The organism is Actinomadura sp. K4S16 (assembly GCF_008327685.1).
GTDB lineage: Bacteria > Actinomycetota > Actinomycetes > Streptosporangiales > Streptosporangiaceae > Spirillospora.
This window is the reverse complement of the sequence record NZ_BDDE01000024.1, coordinates 36,942-55,369: the sequence shown is the minus strand read 5'-3', so window position 1 is coordinate 55,369 and position 18,428 is coordinate 36,942. Positions and strand designations below refer to the sequence as shown.

15 protein-coding genes are annotated in these 18,428 nt (G+C 73.8%); 8 read left to right on the top strand and 7 right to left on the bottom strand.

The genetic code is table 11. The features are described 5' to 3' along the window. The first annotated feature begins 106 nt into the window (after window positions 1-106). On the top strand, window positions 107-898 hold the full coding sequence (locus tag K4S16_RS36270; protein ID WP_149263606.1) for an SDR family oxidoreductase: 792 nt from the start codon (window positions 107-109) through the stop codon (window positions 896-898). Next, the gene (locus K4S16_RS36265) at window positions 895-1,959 is read left to right on the top strand and encodes a diacylglycerol kinase (protein ID WP_149263605.1); all 1,065 of its coding nucleotides are present in this window, start codon (window positions 895-897) and stop codon (window positions 1,957-1,959) included. The genes K4S16_RS36270 and K4S16_RS36265 overlap by 4 nt, the downstream gene beginning before the upstream one ends. Here K4S16_RS36265 and K4S16_RS36260 read toward each other — a convergent pair. Further along, entirely contained in the window at window positions 1,956-2,882 is a 927-nt protein-coding gene (locus tag K4S16_RS36260) for an alpha/beta hydrolase (RefSeq protein ID WP_149263604.1), read from the bottom strand. The genes K4S16_RS36265 and K4S16_RS36260 overlap by 4 nt on opposite strands. 295 nt (window positions 2,883-3,177) lie before the next feature. On the opposite strand from K4S16_RS36260, the gene K4S16_RS36255 reads away from it, so the two are divergent. Genes K4S16_RS36255 through K4S16_RS36245 form a run of 3 tightly spaced genes read left to right on the top strand, consistent with a single transcriptional unit; the run spans window position 3,178 to window position 6,770 of the window. Then, complete coding sequence (locus K4S16_RS36255) at window positions 3,178-4,299, top strand: sugar ABC transporter substrate-binding protein (protein WP_149263603.1); 1,122 nt, start codon at window positions 3,178-3,180, stop codon at window positions 4,297-4,299. Further along, window positions 4,296-5,783, top strand: a complete 1,488-nt coding sequence (locus tag K4S16_RS36250; protein WP_160161152.1) for a sugar ABC transporter ATP-binding protein — start codon at window positions 4,296-4,298, stop codon at window positions 5,781-5,783. The genes K4S16_RS36255 and K4S16_RS36250 overlap by 4 nt, the downstream gene beginning before the upstream one ends. Window positions 5,784-5,786: 3 nt before the next feature. Continuing rightward, window positions 5,787-6,770, top strand: a complete 984-nt coding sequence (locus K4S16_RS36245; protein WP_149263601.1) for an ABC transporter permease — start codon at window positions 5,787-5,789, stop codon at window positions 6,768-6,770. A gap of 23 nt (window positions 6,771-6,793) precedes the next feature. Here K4S16_RS36245 and K4S16_RS36240 read toward each other — a convergent pair whose 3' ends face one another. From K4S16_RS36240 to K4S16_RS36230, 3 genes are all read right to left on the bottom strand, one after another. Continuing rightward, entirely contained in the window at window positions 6,794-7,621 is an 828-nt protein-coding gene (locus K4S16_RS36240; RefSeq protein WP_149263600.1) for a nitroreductase/quinone reductase family protein, read from the bottom strand. 355 nt (window positions 7,622-7,976) lie between these two features. Continuing rightward, on the bottom strand, window positions 7,977-10,928 hold the full coding sequence (locus K4S16_RS46745; protein ID WP_149263599.1) for a LuxR family transcriptional regulator: 2,952 nt from the start codon (window positions 10,926-10,928) through the stop codon (window positions 7,977-7,979). 101 nt (window positions 10,929-11,029) lie between these two features. Next, on the bottom strand, window positions 11,030-12,277 hold the full coding sequence (locus tag K4S16_RS36230) for a glycosyltransferase (protein WP_149263598.1): 1,248 nt from the start codon (window positions 12,275-12,277) through the stop codon (window positions 11,030-11,032). A gap of 166 nt (window positions 12,278-12,443) precedes the next feature. On the opposite strand from K4S16_RS36230, the gene K4S16_RS36225 reads away from it, so the two are divergent. Both K4S16_RS36225 and K4S16_RS36220 read left to right on the top strand, forming a co-directional pair. Then, window positions 12,444-13,052: a histone deacetylase gene (locus K4S16_RS36225; RefSeq protein ID WP_200842319.1), complete on the top strand. Its 609-nt coding sequence runs from the start codon at window positions 12,444-12,446 to the stop codon at window positions 13,050-13,052. Window positions 13,053-13,061: 9 nt separating this feature from the next. Further along, window positions 13,062-13,517 (top strand): peroxiredoxin, encoded by a 456-nt coding sequence (locus tag K4S16_RS36220; protein ID WP_149263596.1) that lies wholly within the window; start codon window positions 13,062-13,064, stop codon window positions 13,515-13,517. Here the strand turns inward: K4S16_RS36220 and K4S16_RS36215 are convergent. Continuing rightward, entirely contained in the window at window positions 13,498-15,162 is a 1,665-nt protein-coding gene (locus K4S16_RS36215) for a CocE/NonD family hydrolase (protein WP_308800948.1), read from the bottom strand. The genes K4S16_RS36220 and K4S16_RS36215 overlap by 20 nt on opposite strands. Before the next feature lie 162 nt (window positions 15,163-15,324). Between K4S16_RS36215 and K4S16_RS36210 the strand changes: the two genes are divergently transcribed. Further along, on the top strand, window positions 15,325-16,389 hold the full coding sequence (locus K4S16_RS36210) for a mechanosensitive ion channel family protein (protein ID WP_149263595.1): 1,065 nt from the start codon (window positions 15,325-15,327) through the stop codon (window positions 16,387-16,389). On the opposite strand, the gene K4S16_RS36205 is transcribed toward K4S16_RS36210, so the two are convergent. Continuing rightward, on the bottom strand, window positions 16,379-17,620 hold the full coding sequence (locus K4S16_RS36205; RefSeq protein ID WP_149263594.1) for a lipase: 1,242 nt from the start codon (window positions 17,618-17,620) through the stop codon (window positions 16,379-16,381). The genes K4S16_RS36210 and K4S16_RS36205 overlap by 11 nt on opposite strands. A gap of 105 nt (window positions 17,621-17,725) precedes the next feature. Then, window positions 17,726-18,349 (bottom strand): TetR/AcrR family transcriptional regulator, encoded by a 624-nt coding sequence (locus tag K4S16_RS36200; RefSeq protein ID WP_200842318.1) that lies wholly within the window; start codon window positions 18,347-18,349, stop codon window positions 17,726-17,728. Window positions 18,350-18,428 lie beyond the last annotated feature (79 nt).

Here is an 18,428-nt window from a genome sequence, read left to right as displayed (position 1 = left end):
CCGGCGTGCGCCCCTCACGCACCGCCCGTCCCGGCGGTATTGAAACAGGTTCTAGTTCCTGCGTAGGCTGTGCGGACGGTGAGGCGACGGACCGGAGGTGACGCCGGTGATCTCGGACCGGTTCCGAATCGACGGCAGGGCGGCGGTGGTGACCGGCGCGGGGCGGGGCATCGGCGCGGCCACGGCGGTCGCGCTCGCCCAGGCGGGCGCCGACGTGCTGATCGCCTCCCGGACGCGCGAGCAGCTCGACGAGGTGGCCGCGCAGGTCGCGGCGGCCGGGCGGCGGGCCCATGTCGTCCCGTCCGACCTGTCCGACCCCGATGCCGCCGCCGGGCTGGCGGACATCGCCGCCGCCGAGTTCGGCCGTCTCGACATCGTGGTGAACAACATGGGCGGCGCCATGCCCGCCGCCTTCCTGGACACCTCGCCCCGGCACATGGAGAAGGCGTTCCGGTTCAACGTCGCCACCGCGCACGCGCTGACCCGGGCGGCCGTCCCGCACCTGCTGAAGGCGGACGGCGGCGGCAGCGTCGTCAACATCTCCTCGGCCATGGGGCGGCTCGCGGGCCGCGGCTACCTCGCCTACGGCAGCGCCAAGGCGGCCCTCGCCCACTACACCCGGCTCGCCGCGTTCGACCTGGCGCCGCGCGTGCGGGTCAACGGCATCGCCGTCGGCTCCGTCGCGACGTCCGCGCTCGACATCGTGATGACCGACGACGACCTGCGCACCGAGATGGAGCGCCGGACGCCGCTGCGCCGCGTCGGCGAGCCCGAGGACGTCGCCGCCGCCGTCCTCTATCTCGCCTCGCCCGCCGCCGCCTACGTCACCGGCAGCGTCCTGCGCGTGGACGGCGGCATCGACGCCCCGAACCTCGACCTCGGCCTGGAGGACCTGTGACCTACCGCGTCGTCCAGTGGAGCACCGGAAACGTCGGGCGGCACGCGATCGCCGGCATCGACGCCCGCCCCGACCTCGAACTCGCGGGCGTGTGGGTCTCCAACCCCGCCAAGGTCGGCCGTGACGCCGGGGACCTGGCGGGCCTCGGGCGCGACCTCGGCGTCACCGCCACCGGCGACGCCGACGCGCTGCTCGCCCTGCGGCCCGACTGCGTCGTCTACACCTCCATGGCGGACGTCAGGCTGATGGAGGCGATCGACGACCTGTGCCGCATCCTGCGCGCCGGGGTGAACGTGGTCTCCAGCAGCCCGGTGTTCCTGCAGTTCCCGGACGGCGTCGTCCCGCCGGAGATGTCCGACCCGGTGCGGGAGGCGGCCGCGGCGGGCGGCGCGTCCATCTTCGTCAACGGCATCGACCCCGGCTTCGCCAACGATGTGCTGCCGCTCGCCGTCACCGGCATCAGCGAGCGCATCGACCAGGTGCGCTGCATGGAGATCCTCAACTACAACACCTACGACCAGGCGACGGTCCTGTTCGACATCATGGGCTTCGGCCGCCCGCTGGACGACGTGCCGATGCTCCTGCAGCCCGGCGTCCTCACCATGGCGTGGGGGAGCGTGGTCCGGCAGATCGCCGCCGGCCTCGGCGTGGAGCTGGACGAGATCGCCGAGTGGCACACCCGCCTGCCCGCGCCCGAGACCTTCGCCGTCTCCGCCGGGACCATCGAGAAGGGCACCGCCGCCGCCCTGCGGTTCGAGGTGCGGGGCATGCGCGGCGGCGAGGCCGCCGTGGTCCTGGAGCACGTCACCCGGCTCCGCGACGACCTCGCCCCCGACTGGCCGCAGCCCGCCGGCGCGGGCTGCTACCGCGTCGAGGTCCGCGGCGAGCCGAACTACACGGTGGACCTGCGGCTCCTCGGCACCGACGGCGACCACAACACCGCGGGCCTGAAGGCGACCGCGATGCGCCTGGTCAACGCCGTCCCCGCCGTCGTCGAGGCGCCGCCCGGCCTGCTCACCGCCCTGGACCTGCCGCTGATCGCGGGCCGCGGCCTCCTCTAGGCCCCGAGCAGCCGCCCGAGACCCCTGATGATCTCGTCGCGGGCGCCGCGGGCCTCCGGGACGACCTCGACGAACTCCAGGAAGCCGTGCACCGTCGCCGGCACCGCGATCTCCCGCACCGCGACCCCGGCCGCGCGCAGCCGCTCCGCGTACTCGGCGCCCTCGTCGCGGAGCGGGTCGTACTCGGCCGTCACGACCAGGGCGGGGGCGAGCCCGGCCAGATCCGGCGCGTGCAGCGGGCCGGCGCCGGGCAGTGTCCGCGTCGCCGGATCGGGGAGGTAGGCGTCGATGAACCAGCGCATGGCATCCGCGGTCAGATAGTGCCCCTCGGCGAACTCCGCGTATGACGCGCGGCTCATCGTCGGATCCGTCACCGGGTAGACGAGCAGCTGCGCGCGCAGCCGCACGCCCGCGTCGCGGGCCGCCAGGGCGACCGCCGCGGCGAGGTTGCCGCCCGCGCTGTCCCCGGCGACCCCGAGCCGGCCGGCGTCGACGCCGAAGGCGGCGGGATCGCCGGCCACCCGCCGGGTGACCGCCCAGCAGTCCTCCAGGGCCGCCGGATACGGGTGCTCGGGCGCCAGCCGGTAGTCGGCGGAGACCACGACCGCGCCGAGCCCGGCCGCGATGGCGCGGGCGTGGGCGTCGTGCGTGTCGAGGTCGCCGATCACCCAGCCGCCGCCGTGGCAGAACACGATGCCGGGCGCGGGCCCGGTGCTCGCGGACGGCCGGTAGACGCGCACCGGCACCCCGTCCAGGACGGTGTCCTCGCGGTCCAGGCCGGGCGCGGCGGGATCCGGTTCGCCGAAGAGGTCCCGGATGCGGGCGGCGTAGGCCGCGCGGGCGCCGTCCGGCCCCAGTTCGGTGAACGGGGGCTCCCCGGCGAAGCGGTCGACGAGCCGTCTGACGTCGGGTGGGAGCGGCATCGAGGTCCCTCCGTGCACCGGGGTGAGATACGACGAGGGACGTTAACAGTCGGAATGTTAAGTAATCAAGCCTCCGGCCCGGATTCGGCCAGGAGCCCGCCGCCGCCACCGACTCCACCGTTCTTCCTGATCGAGTTTGGTCTCATCGGCTGAACCCGAACGGCTCGGCGGCCGGATCCATCGTGCACGGGTGGCGACGCGCCTCTTCTCAGACTCACGCCGATGTGTTAACAATCACTCCAGCAATGTTGGAAACACATCCAGCGACGTGACGAACCGTCGGAGGTAACAGGTCATGTTCACATCAAACCTCGACGCATCGCGCCGGGATCTGCTCAGGTCCGGCGCCCTCGGCCTGACCGGGCTCGCCGCCGCGCCGCTCCTGAACGCCTGCTCGTCCGGCTCCGCCGGCGCGGCGGCCGGCCGCAAGACGCTCGCGTGGGAGACCGGCTACCTGTCGTTCTTCTTCTTCGTCGTCCTCCAGGAGACGGCCAGGCGGGAGTCGAAGAAGCGCGGCCTGGGATTCGTCGGCAAGAACGCCAACGGCGACTCCTCCGCCCAGGTCAACGACTGGAACAGCCTCATCCTCCAGCAGCCGCGCTACCTGATCTCCGACGCGCTGGACTCGGAGGTCCTCGTCCCGCTCACCAGGAAGGCCGACACCAAGAAGATCCCCGTCGGCATGGTCGACACGCCGCTCACCGGAGGCGAGGTCGACATCTCCGTCACGTTCGACAACCGCCAGTCCGGCGTCATGGCCGCGGAGAAGACCGCCGAACTGCTCAAGGCCAGGAACGGCTCGCCGCGCGGGACCGTCCTGAACGCCTACGGCAGCCTGACGGCCGTCGCGCTGCGCCAGCGGAAGGAGGGCTTCGAGCAGACGATCCAGTCCAAGTACCCCGGCATCAAGGTCGTCTCGCGCCCGCAGAACAACGACCACGCGCAGGCGCTGTCGGTGGTGAACACGACGCTGCGCGAGTACCCCGACCTCGACGCGATCCACCTGCCGACCGACATCTTCCTGCCGGACGCGAAGAAGGCCATGCAGTCGCAGAACCGGTTCTTCAAGGTCGGCGACGAGAAGCACATCGTGCTCACCAGCATCGACGGCTCGCCGAACGCCCACGAATGGATCCGCGCGGGCGACCTGGACGCCGACATCGCCCAGGACCCGGTCGCCTACGTGCAGATCTGCATCGAGATGCTGGAGAAGTACTCGGTCAAGGGCAAGGACGTCCCGCTCGGCCCGTACCAGAACAAGAAGTACTTCTGGGAGAACGCGGCGGTCGCCAAGGGGCCGTCCGGCCCGATCATGACGATCCCGCCGTACTTCGTGACCAAGGACAACTCCAAGGACCCGCGGCACTGGGCGAACATCGTCACCGACCAGTGGGGGCTCAAGGAGACCCAGTCGTGACGAGGCCGCTGCTGGAGGCCTCGGGCGTCGTCAAGACGTACGGGGCCGCCCGCGCGCTCGACGACGTCACCGTCACCGTCGACCGGGGCGCGATCCATGGGCTGCTGGGCAAGAACGGGGCCGGGAAGTCGACGCTGGCGGGGATCGTGGCGGGCCTGGTGCGGCCCGACGCGGGCACGCTGGCCCTCGACGGGCAGGACGTCACGCACGACTCCGCGATGTCCCGCCGGCGCGCCGGCATCCGGCTGCTCGACCAGCATTCGGAGGTGCTGCCCGACCTGACCGTGACGGAGAACCTCCTGCTGGGGGCGCTGCCGCGGCGGCGCGGGCTGGTCGACTGGCGGGCGGCGGACGAGCGGGCCGCGGACCTGCTGGAGGCCCACCACCTGCACATCCTGCCGCGCCGCCGCGCAGGGGAGCTGTCGCTGGGCGAGCGGCGCCGGCTGAGCATCGTCAAGGCCCTGGTCGGGAACGGCCGCCTCGTCATCCTGGACGAGCCCACCACCGGCCTCACCATGGGCGAGCGGCGCGACCTGATGGGCTGGGTGCGGCGGCTGGCCGAGCAGGGCCGCACGTTCGTCTACATCTCCCACCACAACGACGAGGTGCGCCAGCTCTGCACCGAGTACACCGTGCTGCGGGACGGGCGGGCGGTGCGGAGCGGCAAGCAAGTCTCCTCGCTCACCGCCGAGACGCTGTCCGCCCTGGTCAGCGGCGAGGCCGTGGACGAGTTCCACCGGGACCGGACGGCCGCCGGGGCGGGGCGGGAGCGGCTCGGCGTCCGCGGGCTGCGGTTCGGCGGGCACGGGCCGGTCGACCTGAGCGTCCGGGCCGGGGAGATCGTCGGTCTGGTCGGGCTGCCCGGGTCGGGCGCCCAGGAACTGCTGCGGGTGCTCGCCGGACTGGCCCCCGCCACCGCGGGCGAGGTCCTGGTGGACGGCCGCCCGGTCGCCGGCGGTCGGCCGCGCGCCGCGCTCCGCGCGGGCATCGCGTACCTCACCCACGACCGGATCGCGGAAGGCGTGGCGGCCCAGATGTCCATCGCCGACAACGTCCACCTCGGCCACTGGCCGCGCGGCCGCCACCGGCTGCTGGACCTGCGCCGGATGAGCGACGGGGCCGAGCGCGTGCGGCGGGACCTGGCGGTGGTGATGACCGGCCCGGACCAGCAGATCAACCGGCTCAGCGGCGGGAACCAGCAGAAGGTGCTGATGGGGCGGCTGCTGTCCCGCGAGCCCCGCGTCCTCGTCCTGGACGAGCCGACGGTCGGCGTCGACGTCGCCGCCAAGGAGGAGATCCACCGGCTGATCGACCGGGTGGCGCGGGACGGCGTGGCCGTCCTGGTGCGCGCCTACGACCCCGACGAGACCGCGCGGCTGGTGGACCGCGCCGTCCTGTTCTCCGGCGGATCGGTCGACGGGGAGCTCACCGGCGACGACCTGACGCTGTCCGCCGTCGCGACCGCCCAGCACGTTGGAGGCTGACCCATGACCCAGACCCTGGACGCCGCGCCGCCGCTGCGGCGGGACCGCTTCGACGTCCTCCGGTTCGGCCTCGACAACGTCGTCTGGGCCCTGATCATCATCTTCAGCCTGGTCACGGGGGTGTTCAACTCCTTCTTCCTGACCACCGCGAACCTGCAGAACATCCTCGTCCAGGCCACCTCCCTCGGCGTGCTGGTGCTGGCCGTGTCGTTCGCCCTGCTGGTCGGCGAGATCGACCTGTCGGTGACGGGGAACCTCGCGTTCAGCGGCATGGTCGGTGCGATGCTGATCCAGCACCTGCACGTCCCCGGCGTGCTCGCGATCCTCGCCGTCGTCGGGTCCGGAACGCTGATCGGGCTGTTCAACGGCGTCTTCGTCGCGCTGCTGCGGATGAACTCGCTGATCACGACGCTCGCGATGGGCCTGTTCCTGCAGGGCGCCGTGCTCGGGCTGACCAAGGCGCGGACCCTGGTGATCGACGACACGGCGTTCACCTACCTCGGCAGCGCGACGGTCGGCGGCTGGCCGCTCATGCCCGTCGCGCTGCTGGTGGCCTACGCCGCCGCCGCGGTCGCGCTGCGGCGCACCCAGTGGGGCCGCAACCTGTACGCGACGGGCGGCAGCGCCGGCGCCTCGCTGGTCGCGGGCATCCCGGTCCGCCGGGTCCGGCTGAGCGCGTTCGTCGCGGCGGGCGCGCTCGGCGGGCTGGCCGGCTTCCTGTCGGCCTCGTACCTGGGCGGGGTCAACGTCACCGTCGGCAACAGCCTCCTGCTGTACGCGGTCGCGGCGCCGGTGATCGGCGGCGTCTCGCTCACGGGCGGACGCGGGCGCATCGCGGGGATGCTGGGCGGGGCGCTGCTCATCAGCGTCATCCAGGTCGGGCTGCAGCTGATCAACCTGTCCGCCTACTACATCCAGATGATCGGCGGGGCCATGATCCTGGTGGCCATCGCCGTCGACGCCGTCCGCGTCCGCCGTACCGAGTAGCGGGCCGTCCCCCGGGAGGCGCGCTAGAACACGAGGGTGTCGAGGAGCGGGACGAGCCGCTGCTCCTCGTGGTCCAGGTGCGCCTCCAGGGCGGCGGTGAGCCGTTCGACCTCGGTGAGGAGCGAGTCGGCCGCACCGGAGTCGAGGGCCCGGCGCAGCTCGTCCAGCAACTCCGCCACCACCTCGTGCTCGTCTCGCAGGCGCGCCAGGGCCGGCGCGAGCTCGGGATGCCGCCGCTCCAGCAGCGGGAACATCTGCTGGTCCTCGCCCATGTGGTGATGGCCGAGCCCCTGGCACATCGTCAGGCAGTTGACCCGCAGCTGTGCGCCCACGGCGGCCCCGGACGCGGCGACCTCCCTGCGGATCAGCTCCAGCTCCCTGCGGAACGCGCCGTGCACCGCGAGGAGCATGGCGGACGGCGACTCCGGCCCGGTGGGCGGCCCGGCGGCGACCTGGACCAGCGCGACGACGGGCAGCGTCCGCCCGGACTTCGCCTCGTACTCGGCCCACCCGGGATCGGCCTCGGCGGCCCGCGCGAAGGCGCGGTCGCGCTCGCCGCCCTCCAGGACGACGGCGTCGGCCTCGTAGGTGAAGACGCCGCTCTCGACCGTGACGCGCGGGTTCGCGACCAGGTTGTGGAACCAGGCCGGGTTCCGCGGCGCGCCCCCGGCCGAGGCGATGACGAGGACGCGCCCGACGCCGTCCGGCAGGTAGCCGAGCGGCGTCGTGTGCGGCGCGCCGGTCCGCGCCCCGGTCGTGGTCAGCAGGAGCAGCCGCCCGCCCTCGAACGGGCCGCCGACCCGCCCGCCGTTCGCGCGGAACTCCTCGATGACCTGCTTGTTGAAATCCATCTGTCTCCTGTACCGATTTCGGGCATTGCTGTTCGCGGGCATGCTGTTTTCGGGCATGGCTGACAAGCCACGGAAAGGGCATGCGGCCGTGGCTTGGGAAAGGCGGGCCCAGGGCATGCCGAAAGAACGGGCATGCCCGATGACGTCGCGTTATGTGCGCGGAAGGCAAGGCGCTGCTCGCTCGGAGCGCAGCGCGCCGCTCGCGCGGAAAGTAAGAAAGAGGGGGAGTGGAAAGGCGGGCCTCGGGCCCGCGCCGGCCTCACTCGGAGGCCGGGAACCTCACTCGCTCGTGGCCCATGGCCGACCCGGCAGTCACGAAAAGCAGATTAGCGGCGCCCGGTCCGCCATTGCAAGATCAGATTCCTTCGCGGTGGGCGATGGCGGCGGCCTGGGTGCGGCTGGAGACGCTCAGCTTGCCGAGGATGTTCGACACGTGCACGCTCGCCGTCTTGGGGGAGATGAACAGCGCCGCCGCGATCTCCCGGTTGTTGCGGCCCTCGGCGACGAGCTTCAGCACCTCCCGCTCCCGCCCGGTGAGGGAGGCGAGCGGGCCGGACGGGCCGGTCCGGGCCGCGGGCCCCGCGCGGCCGGTCCCGAGCCGGGCGCGGGCGCCGAGGTCGCGCAGCGCGGCCAGCAGCGGCTTCGCGCCGAGCCGCTCGGCGGCCTGCACGGCCGCCCGCCACTGCACGGCGGCCTCGTCCCGGTCCCCGTTCTCGGCGAGGGCCTCCGCCAGCCGCCACCGCGACCGCGCCACCTCGTAGACGAACCCGCCGTCCGCGTCGCCGTAGGTGAACAGGTCGGCCGTCCTGCGCCACAGGTCGACGTCGTGGACGCCGTCCAGGCGGCGGTGCTCGGCCTCGGCGCGGGCCAGCCAGCCCTGCCCCTCCCAGCCGAGCCAGGTGCGGGGCCGCCCGTCCACGTTGACCGCCACGACGCTGCGCGCGACCCGCAGGAACGCGTCGCCGGCCTCCCGCGCCGCCCGCAGCGCCTCCTCGTCGCCGGCGGCGCGGGCGCGGGCCGCCCGGTCCGCCTCCGCCCACAGCCCGGTCGCCGCCACGCGGATCGCCCCGATCGTGTCGACGTAGATGGTGTCGAAGACGTCGCGGACGTGCTCGGCCGCCGTGTCCGGGTCGCCGCGCCACAGCGCGTGCTCGGCGGCGAGCCCCCGGGCGAGGTAGTTGAGGAACCCGTCCTGGCCCCAAAGTGGAGCGATCCAGCGCAGCCGCTCCTCGACCGTGGGGGCGCCTTGCGCGACCTCCAGGAACAGGGCGTACGCCGACACCTGCGCCTCGGGCGTCCGCACGACCTGCACCGTGAACTCGTCGGCGAGCCGCTCCGCCTCCGCCCAGTTCCCCGACGTGTAGTGGACGAGGTACCGCAGGCACCGCAGCACGATGCCGAACGTGCTCCAGACGATCCCGTTGTCCACCGCGTACTTCACGCCCTCGTCGGCGGCGCGGACCGCGCCCGCGAGGTCGCCGCGGTCGAACTTCGACCGGGCGTGGTGGAAGAGCGCCCGCATGGCGATCATGGAGCTGTCGCCGGCCGCCGCGGCCAGCTCGTGGGCGCGGGCGAACAGCTCGGAGACTCCGGTGCCGGCCTCCCGCGACTCGCGGTACACGCCGAGCGTGACCAGCAGGCTGGCCTCGGCGCCCGGGGCACCCGCCCGGCGCGCGGTCTCGATGGCGCGCTCGGCGAACCCGGGCATCTCCCCGTCCGGGTCCCGGTACATCAGCGTCCGGGCGTAGGTGGCGAGCGCGCCGGCGCGCTCCACGGTCGGCGGGTCGGCCGGCAGCATCGCGACCGCCTCCCGCGCCACCGCCTGCGACTCCGCGTCCTCGTCGAGGTCGCCGAGGTAGGCGGCCAGGTGCTCGCGCATCAGGCAGCCGAGCCGCACGTCGGCGGGATCGGCCGAGGCGACCATCCGGCGCAGCCGGTGCACCGCCCGCCGCAGCTCGCCGGCCCGCGCGGACGCCTGGGCGGCGGCCAGCGACAGCCGCATCCGGTCCGTGCCCGCCGCGGCCTCCGGGTCCGGGACGGCGTCCCACAGCTCCAGCGCCCGGTCGTAGTGCTCGTACGCCTCGGCCGGCGCGGCGAGGCGGTCGGCCTCGCGGCCCGCCCGGACGGAGGCGGCGAACGCGGCGGGCAGGTCGTGCGCGGCGAGGCTGTGGTGCGCCAGCTCGGCGGCCGACCCGCGGGTGCCGGCCGGGAGGCCGGCGAGGAGCCGGGCGAAGTCGGCGTGCAGGCGGGTCCGCTCGCCGGGCAGCAGGTCGCCGTAGACGGCCTCCCGCAGCAGCGCGTGCCGGAACGTGTACCCGGCGCCGGACGGGACGAGCAGCTGGTGCGACACCACCTCGCGCAGCGCCTCGCCGACGGTCGCCTCGTCCAGCCCCGACACGCGGCGGACCAGCTCGTCGTCGACGCGGCGGCCCGCGACGGCCGCGACCCGCAGCACGCGCTGGCCCGCGTCCGAGAGCCGCTCGATCCGCGACAGCAGCAGGTCGGCGAGCGCGGACGGCAGCCCGGCCGCCCCGTCGTCCTCGACGTCCAGGCCCGAGGAGTACAGCTCGGCCGCGTAGAAGGGGTTGCCCTCCGACCGGCGGTGCACCCGCTCGACGGTCCGCGCCGTGACCCGGGCGGACCCGTGCGCCAGCTCGGCGAGGTACTGGGCGGTCTCGCCCGGCCTGAACGGGCGGACCTCGACCCCCGTGACGTTCGGCAGCCGCAGCAGCTCCGCGACGACGGGCCGCAGCGGATGCCGCCGGTGCAGGTCGTCGGACCGGTACGTGCCGACGAGGCAGACCCGCTCGCGCTGCAGGACGCGGCTGAGGAACGTCAGCAGGTGCCGCGTCGACCGGTCGGCCCAGTGCAGGTCCTCCAGGACGAGCAGGACGGGCCGGTCGTCGCCCAGCTCCCCGAGCAGGCCGAGCACCGCGCCGAACAGCTGCTGCTGGCCCAGTTCGGAGCCCGCGCCGGGACCTCCCTCGCCGTCCGGCAGCAGGCGCGCGAGCGCGGGCCGGGCGTCGAGCGCGGCGCACAGCTTCTCCGACTCCGCCTTCCCGGCGTGCGCGGCCGCCCACAGCGCGTCGGTGAGCGGCAGGTACGGCATGCTCTCGCCCAGCTCGGCGCACTGCCCGACGAGCACCGTGCAGCCGCGGACCTGGGCGGCGGCGGTGAGCGCGGACACCAGGTGCGTCTTGCCGACCCCCGCGTCCCCGCTGACGAGCACGACGCCGGCGCTGCCCGCCGCGGCGCGGTCCAGCGCGGCGGTCAGCTCGGCGAGCTCCGCCGCCCTGCCGATCAGCACGAACTGCCCCTTCTGGTCATCCCGGTCGAGTATCCCACCCCGGGGGACGTGGACGGGCCCCGGATCCGAGGAGGGTCCGGGGCCCGTGGGGACGGTGCGCGTCAGCCGGCGAGGGCGGGGGCCTTGTCGCTCTCGTGCTCCGCCTCGTCCTCCTCGGCGGGCTCGGGGACGGGTAGCACCTTCAGGTACGCCCGGAGCGTCTCGGCGGCGATCCGCTCCAGCGAGTAGCGGGAGCGGGCGCGGTCGCCGGCGGCGATGGAGTAGCCGTGCAGCGTGGTCTCCTCGGACAGCAGCTGCCGGACGGCCCGCCCGATCACGACCGGGCGCCCCGGCGGGACGTGGATGCCGGTGATGTGGTCGAGGACCTCGTCGGCGTTGCCGCCGGCCGGGGTCGCCACCACGGGGACGCCGCAGGCCATGGCCTCCAGCGGCGCCGTCGGGGACGGCTGGAGCGGGGCCAGGGACAGCGCGAGGGCGGCGGTGCGCAGCAGCTTCGGCAGCGACTTGCGGGGCAGCCGCCCGAGGAGGATGACCCGGTCGGCGACGTGCAGCTCCTTGGCGAGCATCCGCAGCCGGTGGACGCCCGCGTCCTGCTCCAGGTCCTCGCGCTCCGGGCCGCCCGCGACGGCCAGCTCGGCGTCGGGGACGTGCACCAGGGCGCGCATGGCGGTCTCGACCTCGGCGCCGAGGTCGTCGACGACCATCACGAGGCGGGCCCGGCCGCCGTGCGGCATCGCGGGGCCGACCTGGCTGAACAGCTCGGAGTCGACGCCGTAGGGGACGACGGCGACCGACGGCCGCGGGACGCCCATCCGCACGACCGCGGAGGCCTCCTCGGTGTGCGCGGCGAGCACCAGGTCGGCGTCGCGCCCGATGGCCTTCTCCAGGCGGTCGCGGTGGGGGTGGACCTGGCGCCCGGCCTGCCGCTCGACGGCGGCGACGCCGTGGTAGCTCTGGACGAACGGGATGCCGAGCTCGCGGGCGACGGCGCAGGCGGCCAGGCCGCCGATCCAGCCGTGCGCGTGCACGATGTCGGGACGCGCCGAGCCGGACCAGCGGCGGCGCAGCCCGTCGGCGAAGTCGCGAAGGTGCTGGAGCAGCTCGTCGTCGGACAGCGGGCGGGCCGGCCCCGCGTCGAGGTGCACCAGGGCGGCGCCCTGGGCGAGCCGGACGCGGCCGCGGGCGGACCTGTCCTGGCGGCGCGTGTAGACCGTGACCTGGTTCGGCTCACCGTCGGCGACGAGCGGACGGGTCAGCGAACGAGCGAGATCCCGGACGTGGACTGACTGCAGGTGCTCGCCGTCGAGGTCGGAGGCGGACACCAGAGCAATGTGAAGCGGGCGATGCATGACGGATCCTCCGGGACTACACAGGGGAAGCTCGGAGGTATCTGCGTCGTAGACACCTGCTCGGACAGTTTCCTATCCCTCCCTCCTGTTCGTCAAACCCGACGAAACGGAATACCTACCTCCGTGCCCCTCCGCGAGCGGCTCACCTGCGGCGATACTGGGAGAGGTGGACGACGAACCGATCTGGTACGTGGCGTACGGCTCGAACCTGTTCCGGGACAGGTTCCGCTGCTACCTGGCCGGCGGGCGGCCGAGCGGCGGGGCCCGCCACTACACGGGCTGCCGCGACCCCCGGCCCGCCCGCGCCGAGCGCCCGGTCACGGTCCCCGGCGGCATCTACTTCGCGCTGACGTCCCTGACCTGGGGCGGCGGCATGGCCTTCTACGACCCGGACCTCCCCGGGCGCGCCGCGGCCCGCGCCTACCTGCTCACCCGCCGCCAGTTCTGCGACGTCCTGTCCCAGGAGATGCGCCGCGGAGTCGGGGCCGACCACGACCTCGGCGAGGCGCTCGCCCGCGGCCGCCAGTGCCTCGGCCCCGGGCGCTACGAGACCGTCCTCAAGGTGGGGGAGCTCGGCGGCCGCCCCATGCTCACCTTCACCTCGCCCGAGCCGCACCCTCCGAACGCGCCCACCGCGCCCTACCTGGCGATGCTCGGCCGCGGCCTGCGCGAGGCGCACGGCTGGTCCGCCGCCCGCGCCGGCGCCTACCTCGCCGCCCGTCCCGGCGCGCGCGGCCACTGGGCCCCCGGGGAGGTCTCCGCCCTCCTCGGCTAGGTTCGAGCCATGAACCCCGGTGACGTCGTCGACGACTTCGAGCTCCCCGACGAGACGGGCGAGGTGCTCAGCCTGACCAGCCTGCTGGCGAAGGGCCCCGTCGTCCTGTTCTTCTACCCGGCGGCCATGACCCCCGGCTGCACCGCCGAGGCCTGCCACTTCCGCGACCTTGTCGCCGAGCTCGCGGAGGCGGGCGCCCACCCGGTGGGCATCAGCGCCGACCCGGTCGCGAAGCAGAAGGAGTTCGCCGACACGCACTCGCTCGGCTACCCGCTGCTGTCCGACCCGTCCGGCGAGGTCCGTGCGCGTTTCGGCGTCAAACGGTCACTGGCCCTCATGCCGACCAAGCGCCAGACGTTCGTGATCGACACCGACCGCCGCGTCCTCGCGGTCGTCAGGAGCGAGATCCGCATGAACGCCCACGCCGACAAGGCCCTGGAGGCGCTCAGGGCACGGCGGGGCTGACCCCGCCGGAGACGACCGGCAGCGTGATCGCGGACGGGTGGCCGGGCGCGTGGAAGATCTCCTGGTCCGCGGTGAGCATCTCGGTGGCCGTGCCGATGGGGGCGCCGGTGCCGGGGTTGCGGGCCACGCGGGGGTAGGCGCCGCTGGCCACCTGCACGCGGACGCGGTGGCCCCGGCGGAAGCGGTGGCCGACCGGCCAGAGCTCGACGGCGACGCGGCGGACGCCGTCCTCCCCCGGCTCCGGGGAGCCGGGGACGAGGCGGCGCATGCCCTCGCAGAGGTTGAGGGACTCGCCCTCGGGCGTGACGTCGCAGAGCCGCACGACGAAGTCGGTGTGCTCGCGGTTCGAGCGGATGTGCAGGTCGGCGGTGACCGGGCCGATGACCTCCAGGTCGTCGTCCAGGACGCCCGAGGTGTAGGTCAGCACGTCCCGGCGGCGCTCCAGGCGCCGCTGGTCGGTGGACGGGTGCGTCTCGCCGAGCAGGGTGGGCCCGCCGAGGAACGGCGTCGGGTGGTTCGGGTCGTAGCGGTAGGAGTCGGGCTCCGACTCCGGCGGCTCGCCGGGGGACAGCGCGCCCGCCGGCTGCAGGTGCCAGCGCTCCTCGCGCATGCCGGGGACGGGCCAGTCGGGGAACTCGCGCCACTCGTCCGCGCCGGTGACGAAGAGCCGGACGGGCTGCGCGCGGAGCCCGGACGGGTCGTCCAGCAGGTGGGCCCGGAACCATGCGATGGAGTCGTTGACCGAGCCGCGCATCATGCGCTGGTCGGCGTGGAACCAGGGGCCGATCGTCAGGTAGGGGCGCCGGCCGGCCGCGCGGAGCGCCGCGTAGTCCTTCATCTGCCAGGGCAGGAAGATGTCGTACCAGCCGCCCGTCATGTTCACCGGCGCGGTGACCTGCGAGACGGTGGTGCTGAAGTCGCGCTTGTCCCAGAACGGGGTGTCGGGGCCGTTGACCAGCAGGTCCTGGAAGAACCGCTGCTGCCCGCCGGTCGCGAGCCGGTCGAGCTCGGCCAGCGGGCGGCCCGAGAGCGTGGCGCGGCGGGCGCGGCGCGGCGACATGATGCCGGTCGTGATGCCCGACAGGGAGTTCTTCATCCGCGCGGTCAGGTCGACCCAGATGAGCGCCGACTCGAGCGCGAACGTGCCGCCGACGTTGACGGCGTCCCGGAAGGTGGACGCCGTGACCTGCATCGACAGCGCCTTCAGCTCGGGTCCGGCCTCGGCGGCGACGGCCCACTGGACGTAGCCGAGGTAGCTCGGGCCGTGCATGGCGAACGTGCCGCCGAACCACGGCTGCGATCTCAGCCACTCGATGGTGGCGAGGCCGTCCTCGCGCTCGTCCAGCGCCTCGAAGACGCCGCCGGACCCGAAGCCGCCGCGCACGCTCTGCACCACGGCCTGGAAGCCGTGCGAGGCGAACCCCTGCCCGCACATGAGGCCGAACGGCCCGCGCCGCCCGTAGGGCGAGCGGACCAGTACCGTCGGCGCCCGCTCGACGTCGACGGGCGAGTACCGGTCGGCCAGCAGCGTCACGCCGTCGGCGGCGGGCACCTCCAGGTCCCGCTCGACCGTGACCCGGTGGGGGCCGTTCCGCAGTCCCAGCGCCGTGACCCCGAGCCGGCGCATCACTCCCACACTCACCACTTGATCGATCGTAACCGGCAGGTCCGCGGGCCTTGCAGTCACATGTCCCGTGATGTGCCTCGCAGCGCCCCCGGTCTTCACTACGATCGTGGACGCTAACTCCGCAAAACGGACCTTTTGCATGCGGCGCAGCCGCCGGACAGAGGAGGAATCTTCCGCGTCATGGGTGTTCACCTGGGCGATCTGAGCTGGCAGCGAGGGGCGGCCGCGGTCGCCGTGCTGGTGATCGCGGTCGGGATCGCGGTGATCCTGCGGCTGCTGACCGGCAGGCTGTTCCGGCGGGCGGGCGACACCCGCTGGGCGTGGGACGACCTGGCCGCCCGCCTGGTCAAGGACCTGGCGGTGCCCGTCTCGGTGCTGCTCGGCCTGTGGGGCGCGGCCAGGGTCCTCCAGCTGCCCGACGGCACGCTGGCCGTGATCGCCAAGGTGCTCACGGCCACCGCCATCCTCGTCGTCTCGCTGGCGATGGCCCGCCTGATCGCGGGCTCGGTCACCTCGATCGCGCTGGCCCGGCAGGGCGTCGCGGCCAACGTGACGATCTTCGCCAACATCACCCGGGTCGTGGTGATGGGCGTCGGAGTCCTGGTCATGCTGCAGAGCCTCGGGGTCTCGATCTCACCGCTGCTCGGCGCCCTCGGCGTCGGTGGCCTCGCGGTCGCGCTCGCCCTGCAGGACACGCTGGCCAACCTCTTCGCGGGCGTGCACGTCCTGGCGTCCAAGACGATCGAGCCCGGCGACTACATCAGGCTGAGCAGCGGCCAGGAGGGGTACGTCGTCGACATCAACTGGCGCAACACCTCCATCCGGACGCTGTCGGACAACATCGAGGTCATCCCGAACCAGCGGTTCTCCGACACGATCCTCACCAACTACCACCGCCCCGCCGAGGACATGTCGCTGCTGATCCAGGCCAGCGTGGCCTACGAGAGCGACCTGGAGCGCGTCGAGAGCGTGGTCGTCGAGGTCGGCCAGGAGGTCATGAGCGAGGTGCAGGGCGGCGTGAAGGACGCCGAGACCCTCGTGCGGTTCCACACCTTCGCCGACTCGGGGATCGACTTCACCGTGATCCTCCGGACCAGCGAGTTCGGTGACCAGTTCCGCCTGAAGCACGAGTTCGTCAAGCGGCTGCATCGCCGCTTCATGAAGGAGGGCATCGAATTCCCCTACCCCCGCCGCCAGCTCATCCTGCCCGACGGCGAGGGGACGCACGGCCTGGTCAGCCGATGAACCGGACGTCGGGGTGCCGGGCCGACGGGCGGTCGAGGACCGGGCGGTGCCGCCCGCGCAGCGCCCGGTCGAAGAACGCCGTGACGTAGGCCCGGAGCGACGCCGTCATCCGGGCCGGATCGACCGTCCCGACGAGGGCGGCCCGCTCCTCGGCCGGGATGTCGAGCTTCTCGTCCAGCGCCGGCAGGACGGACTGGACGTCGGTGTAGGAGTAGTGGCTCGCGGCGGGCACGTTCAGGTCCCGCTTCCAGCCGGTCGAGCGGCTCCAGAACGAACCCCAGGACGGGCTGGTCAGGTGCGTCTGCGGGGAGCCGCCCGTGGCGGCCCCCATCAGCATGAACGGGCGGTCGACCCCGGTCTTGGCGACTTCCACGAAGTCGTTCTCCGCGTACTGCATGGTGCCGTCCATGTCGATGCCCGCGTCCACCCGCCGGTCGGTGCGCATGGCCTCGGCCGCCTCGATGCCGCCCGCGGAGTGCCCGACCATGCCCACCCGGGACAGGTCGAGCGTCCGGCCGAGGCCGCGGGGGAGGGGCCGCCCCTCGGCGTCTGGGTTGCGGCCGCCTCGCAGGGCGGCGAGCCGGTCGAGGACCAGCCGGGTGTCCTTGACGCGCGCGTCCAGCGCGGTCCTCAGCCGTTCGGGGCCCTGCGGGGGGAGGCGCTGCGGCTCGACGCGCCCGCCGGGGAACTCGACCGGGGCCGTCTCGTAGGTGTGGTCCACGGTCACCACCACGTACCCGCGGCTGGCCAGTTCCTCGGCGAGCGTGGTGCCGAGCGCGCGCGGGACGCCGAACCCGGGGGAGTACAGCACGACGGGCCTCGCGCGGCGCGCGTCGGCGGGGGCGCCTTCCGCGGCGTGGGTGCGGGTGGCCGCCCAGTCGACCGTTCCGGCCTTGAACACGCCGAGCGCGTCGACCTGGGAGAGCGCCCGCGCGACGCCGGGCCGCAGGTAGGGCGCCGCCGGCCCCGAGGCCCGGGCGGCCGGGTACCAGACGCCGACCATCAGCTCGCGGGTCCGGCCGGGCACCCACGGGTCGGGGCGCCCGGCGTCCACGAGGTGCAGCTCGGTCGTCCCGACGGCCCGGTGCGGGCCGGTGGGGCGGGGCAGTTCGAACGTCGCGGGCGCGGCTCCGGCGGTCTTCACCGCGTGGGCGGAGGCGCCGCACGCGGTCAGGACGAGCGGAAGGACGGCCGCGGCCGGGAGCAGGCGGCGGGAGACAGGTGATCGCATCCCCGCAGCCTCGCGGCCGCGGCCCCCTCCCGGTCATGGACGAACGGCCGCCGCGGCCCCCGACTTTCGTCAGGGCCGGAGCCCCCGGTCGGGACCGAGCTCTCGTCAGGGCCGGACGATCGGCATCAGCACCTCGTCGACGAGCGTCGCCAGGTCGTCGTCGGTGATCGGGCCGCCCTCGGTGAGGTTCCGGTACACCATCACGGACGGGCCGACGTCCGAGATCAGCCGGGTCGCGGCCTCCGGCCGGATCTCCCCGCGGGCGGCGGCCTCCTGGAGCGCCTCGTAGAGCAGCTCGCGGACGGGCCTGGACAGCCGGTCGCGCACGACGTCGTGGACGAGGCCCATCCCCTCGTCGCTCTCCGTCTTCAGCACCCGGAACGCGGCGCCGCGGCAGGCGATCAGCGTGTCGCGCAGGCAGCCCAGGATCTGGAGCATGTCCTCGCGCACCGAGCCGGTCGCCGGGGCGGTCGGCGGTTCGGGCAGGACGTGCTTGAGCGCGTCGGTGATCAGCTCGTCCTTGGACCGCCAGCGCCGGTAGAGCGCGGCCTTGCCGGTGCGGGCGCCGTTCGCGACGCCCTCCATGGTCAGCCCGCGGTAGCCGACGGCCTCCAGCTGGGCGAACACGGCGTCGAAGATCGCCGCCTCCAGGTCGCCGCCGCGGCGCCGGGTCGCGGGCGCCGCTCCGGTCGCGGCGGTCTCCGGGTTCCCGAGGTTCGCAGGAGTCACGGCACGATCCCGAAAATAGTGAACGCTAGCGTTCTCTTTCGCGCGCATCGGTGGTACGTTCCCCACATAGTGTACTTCG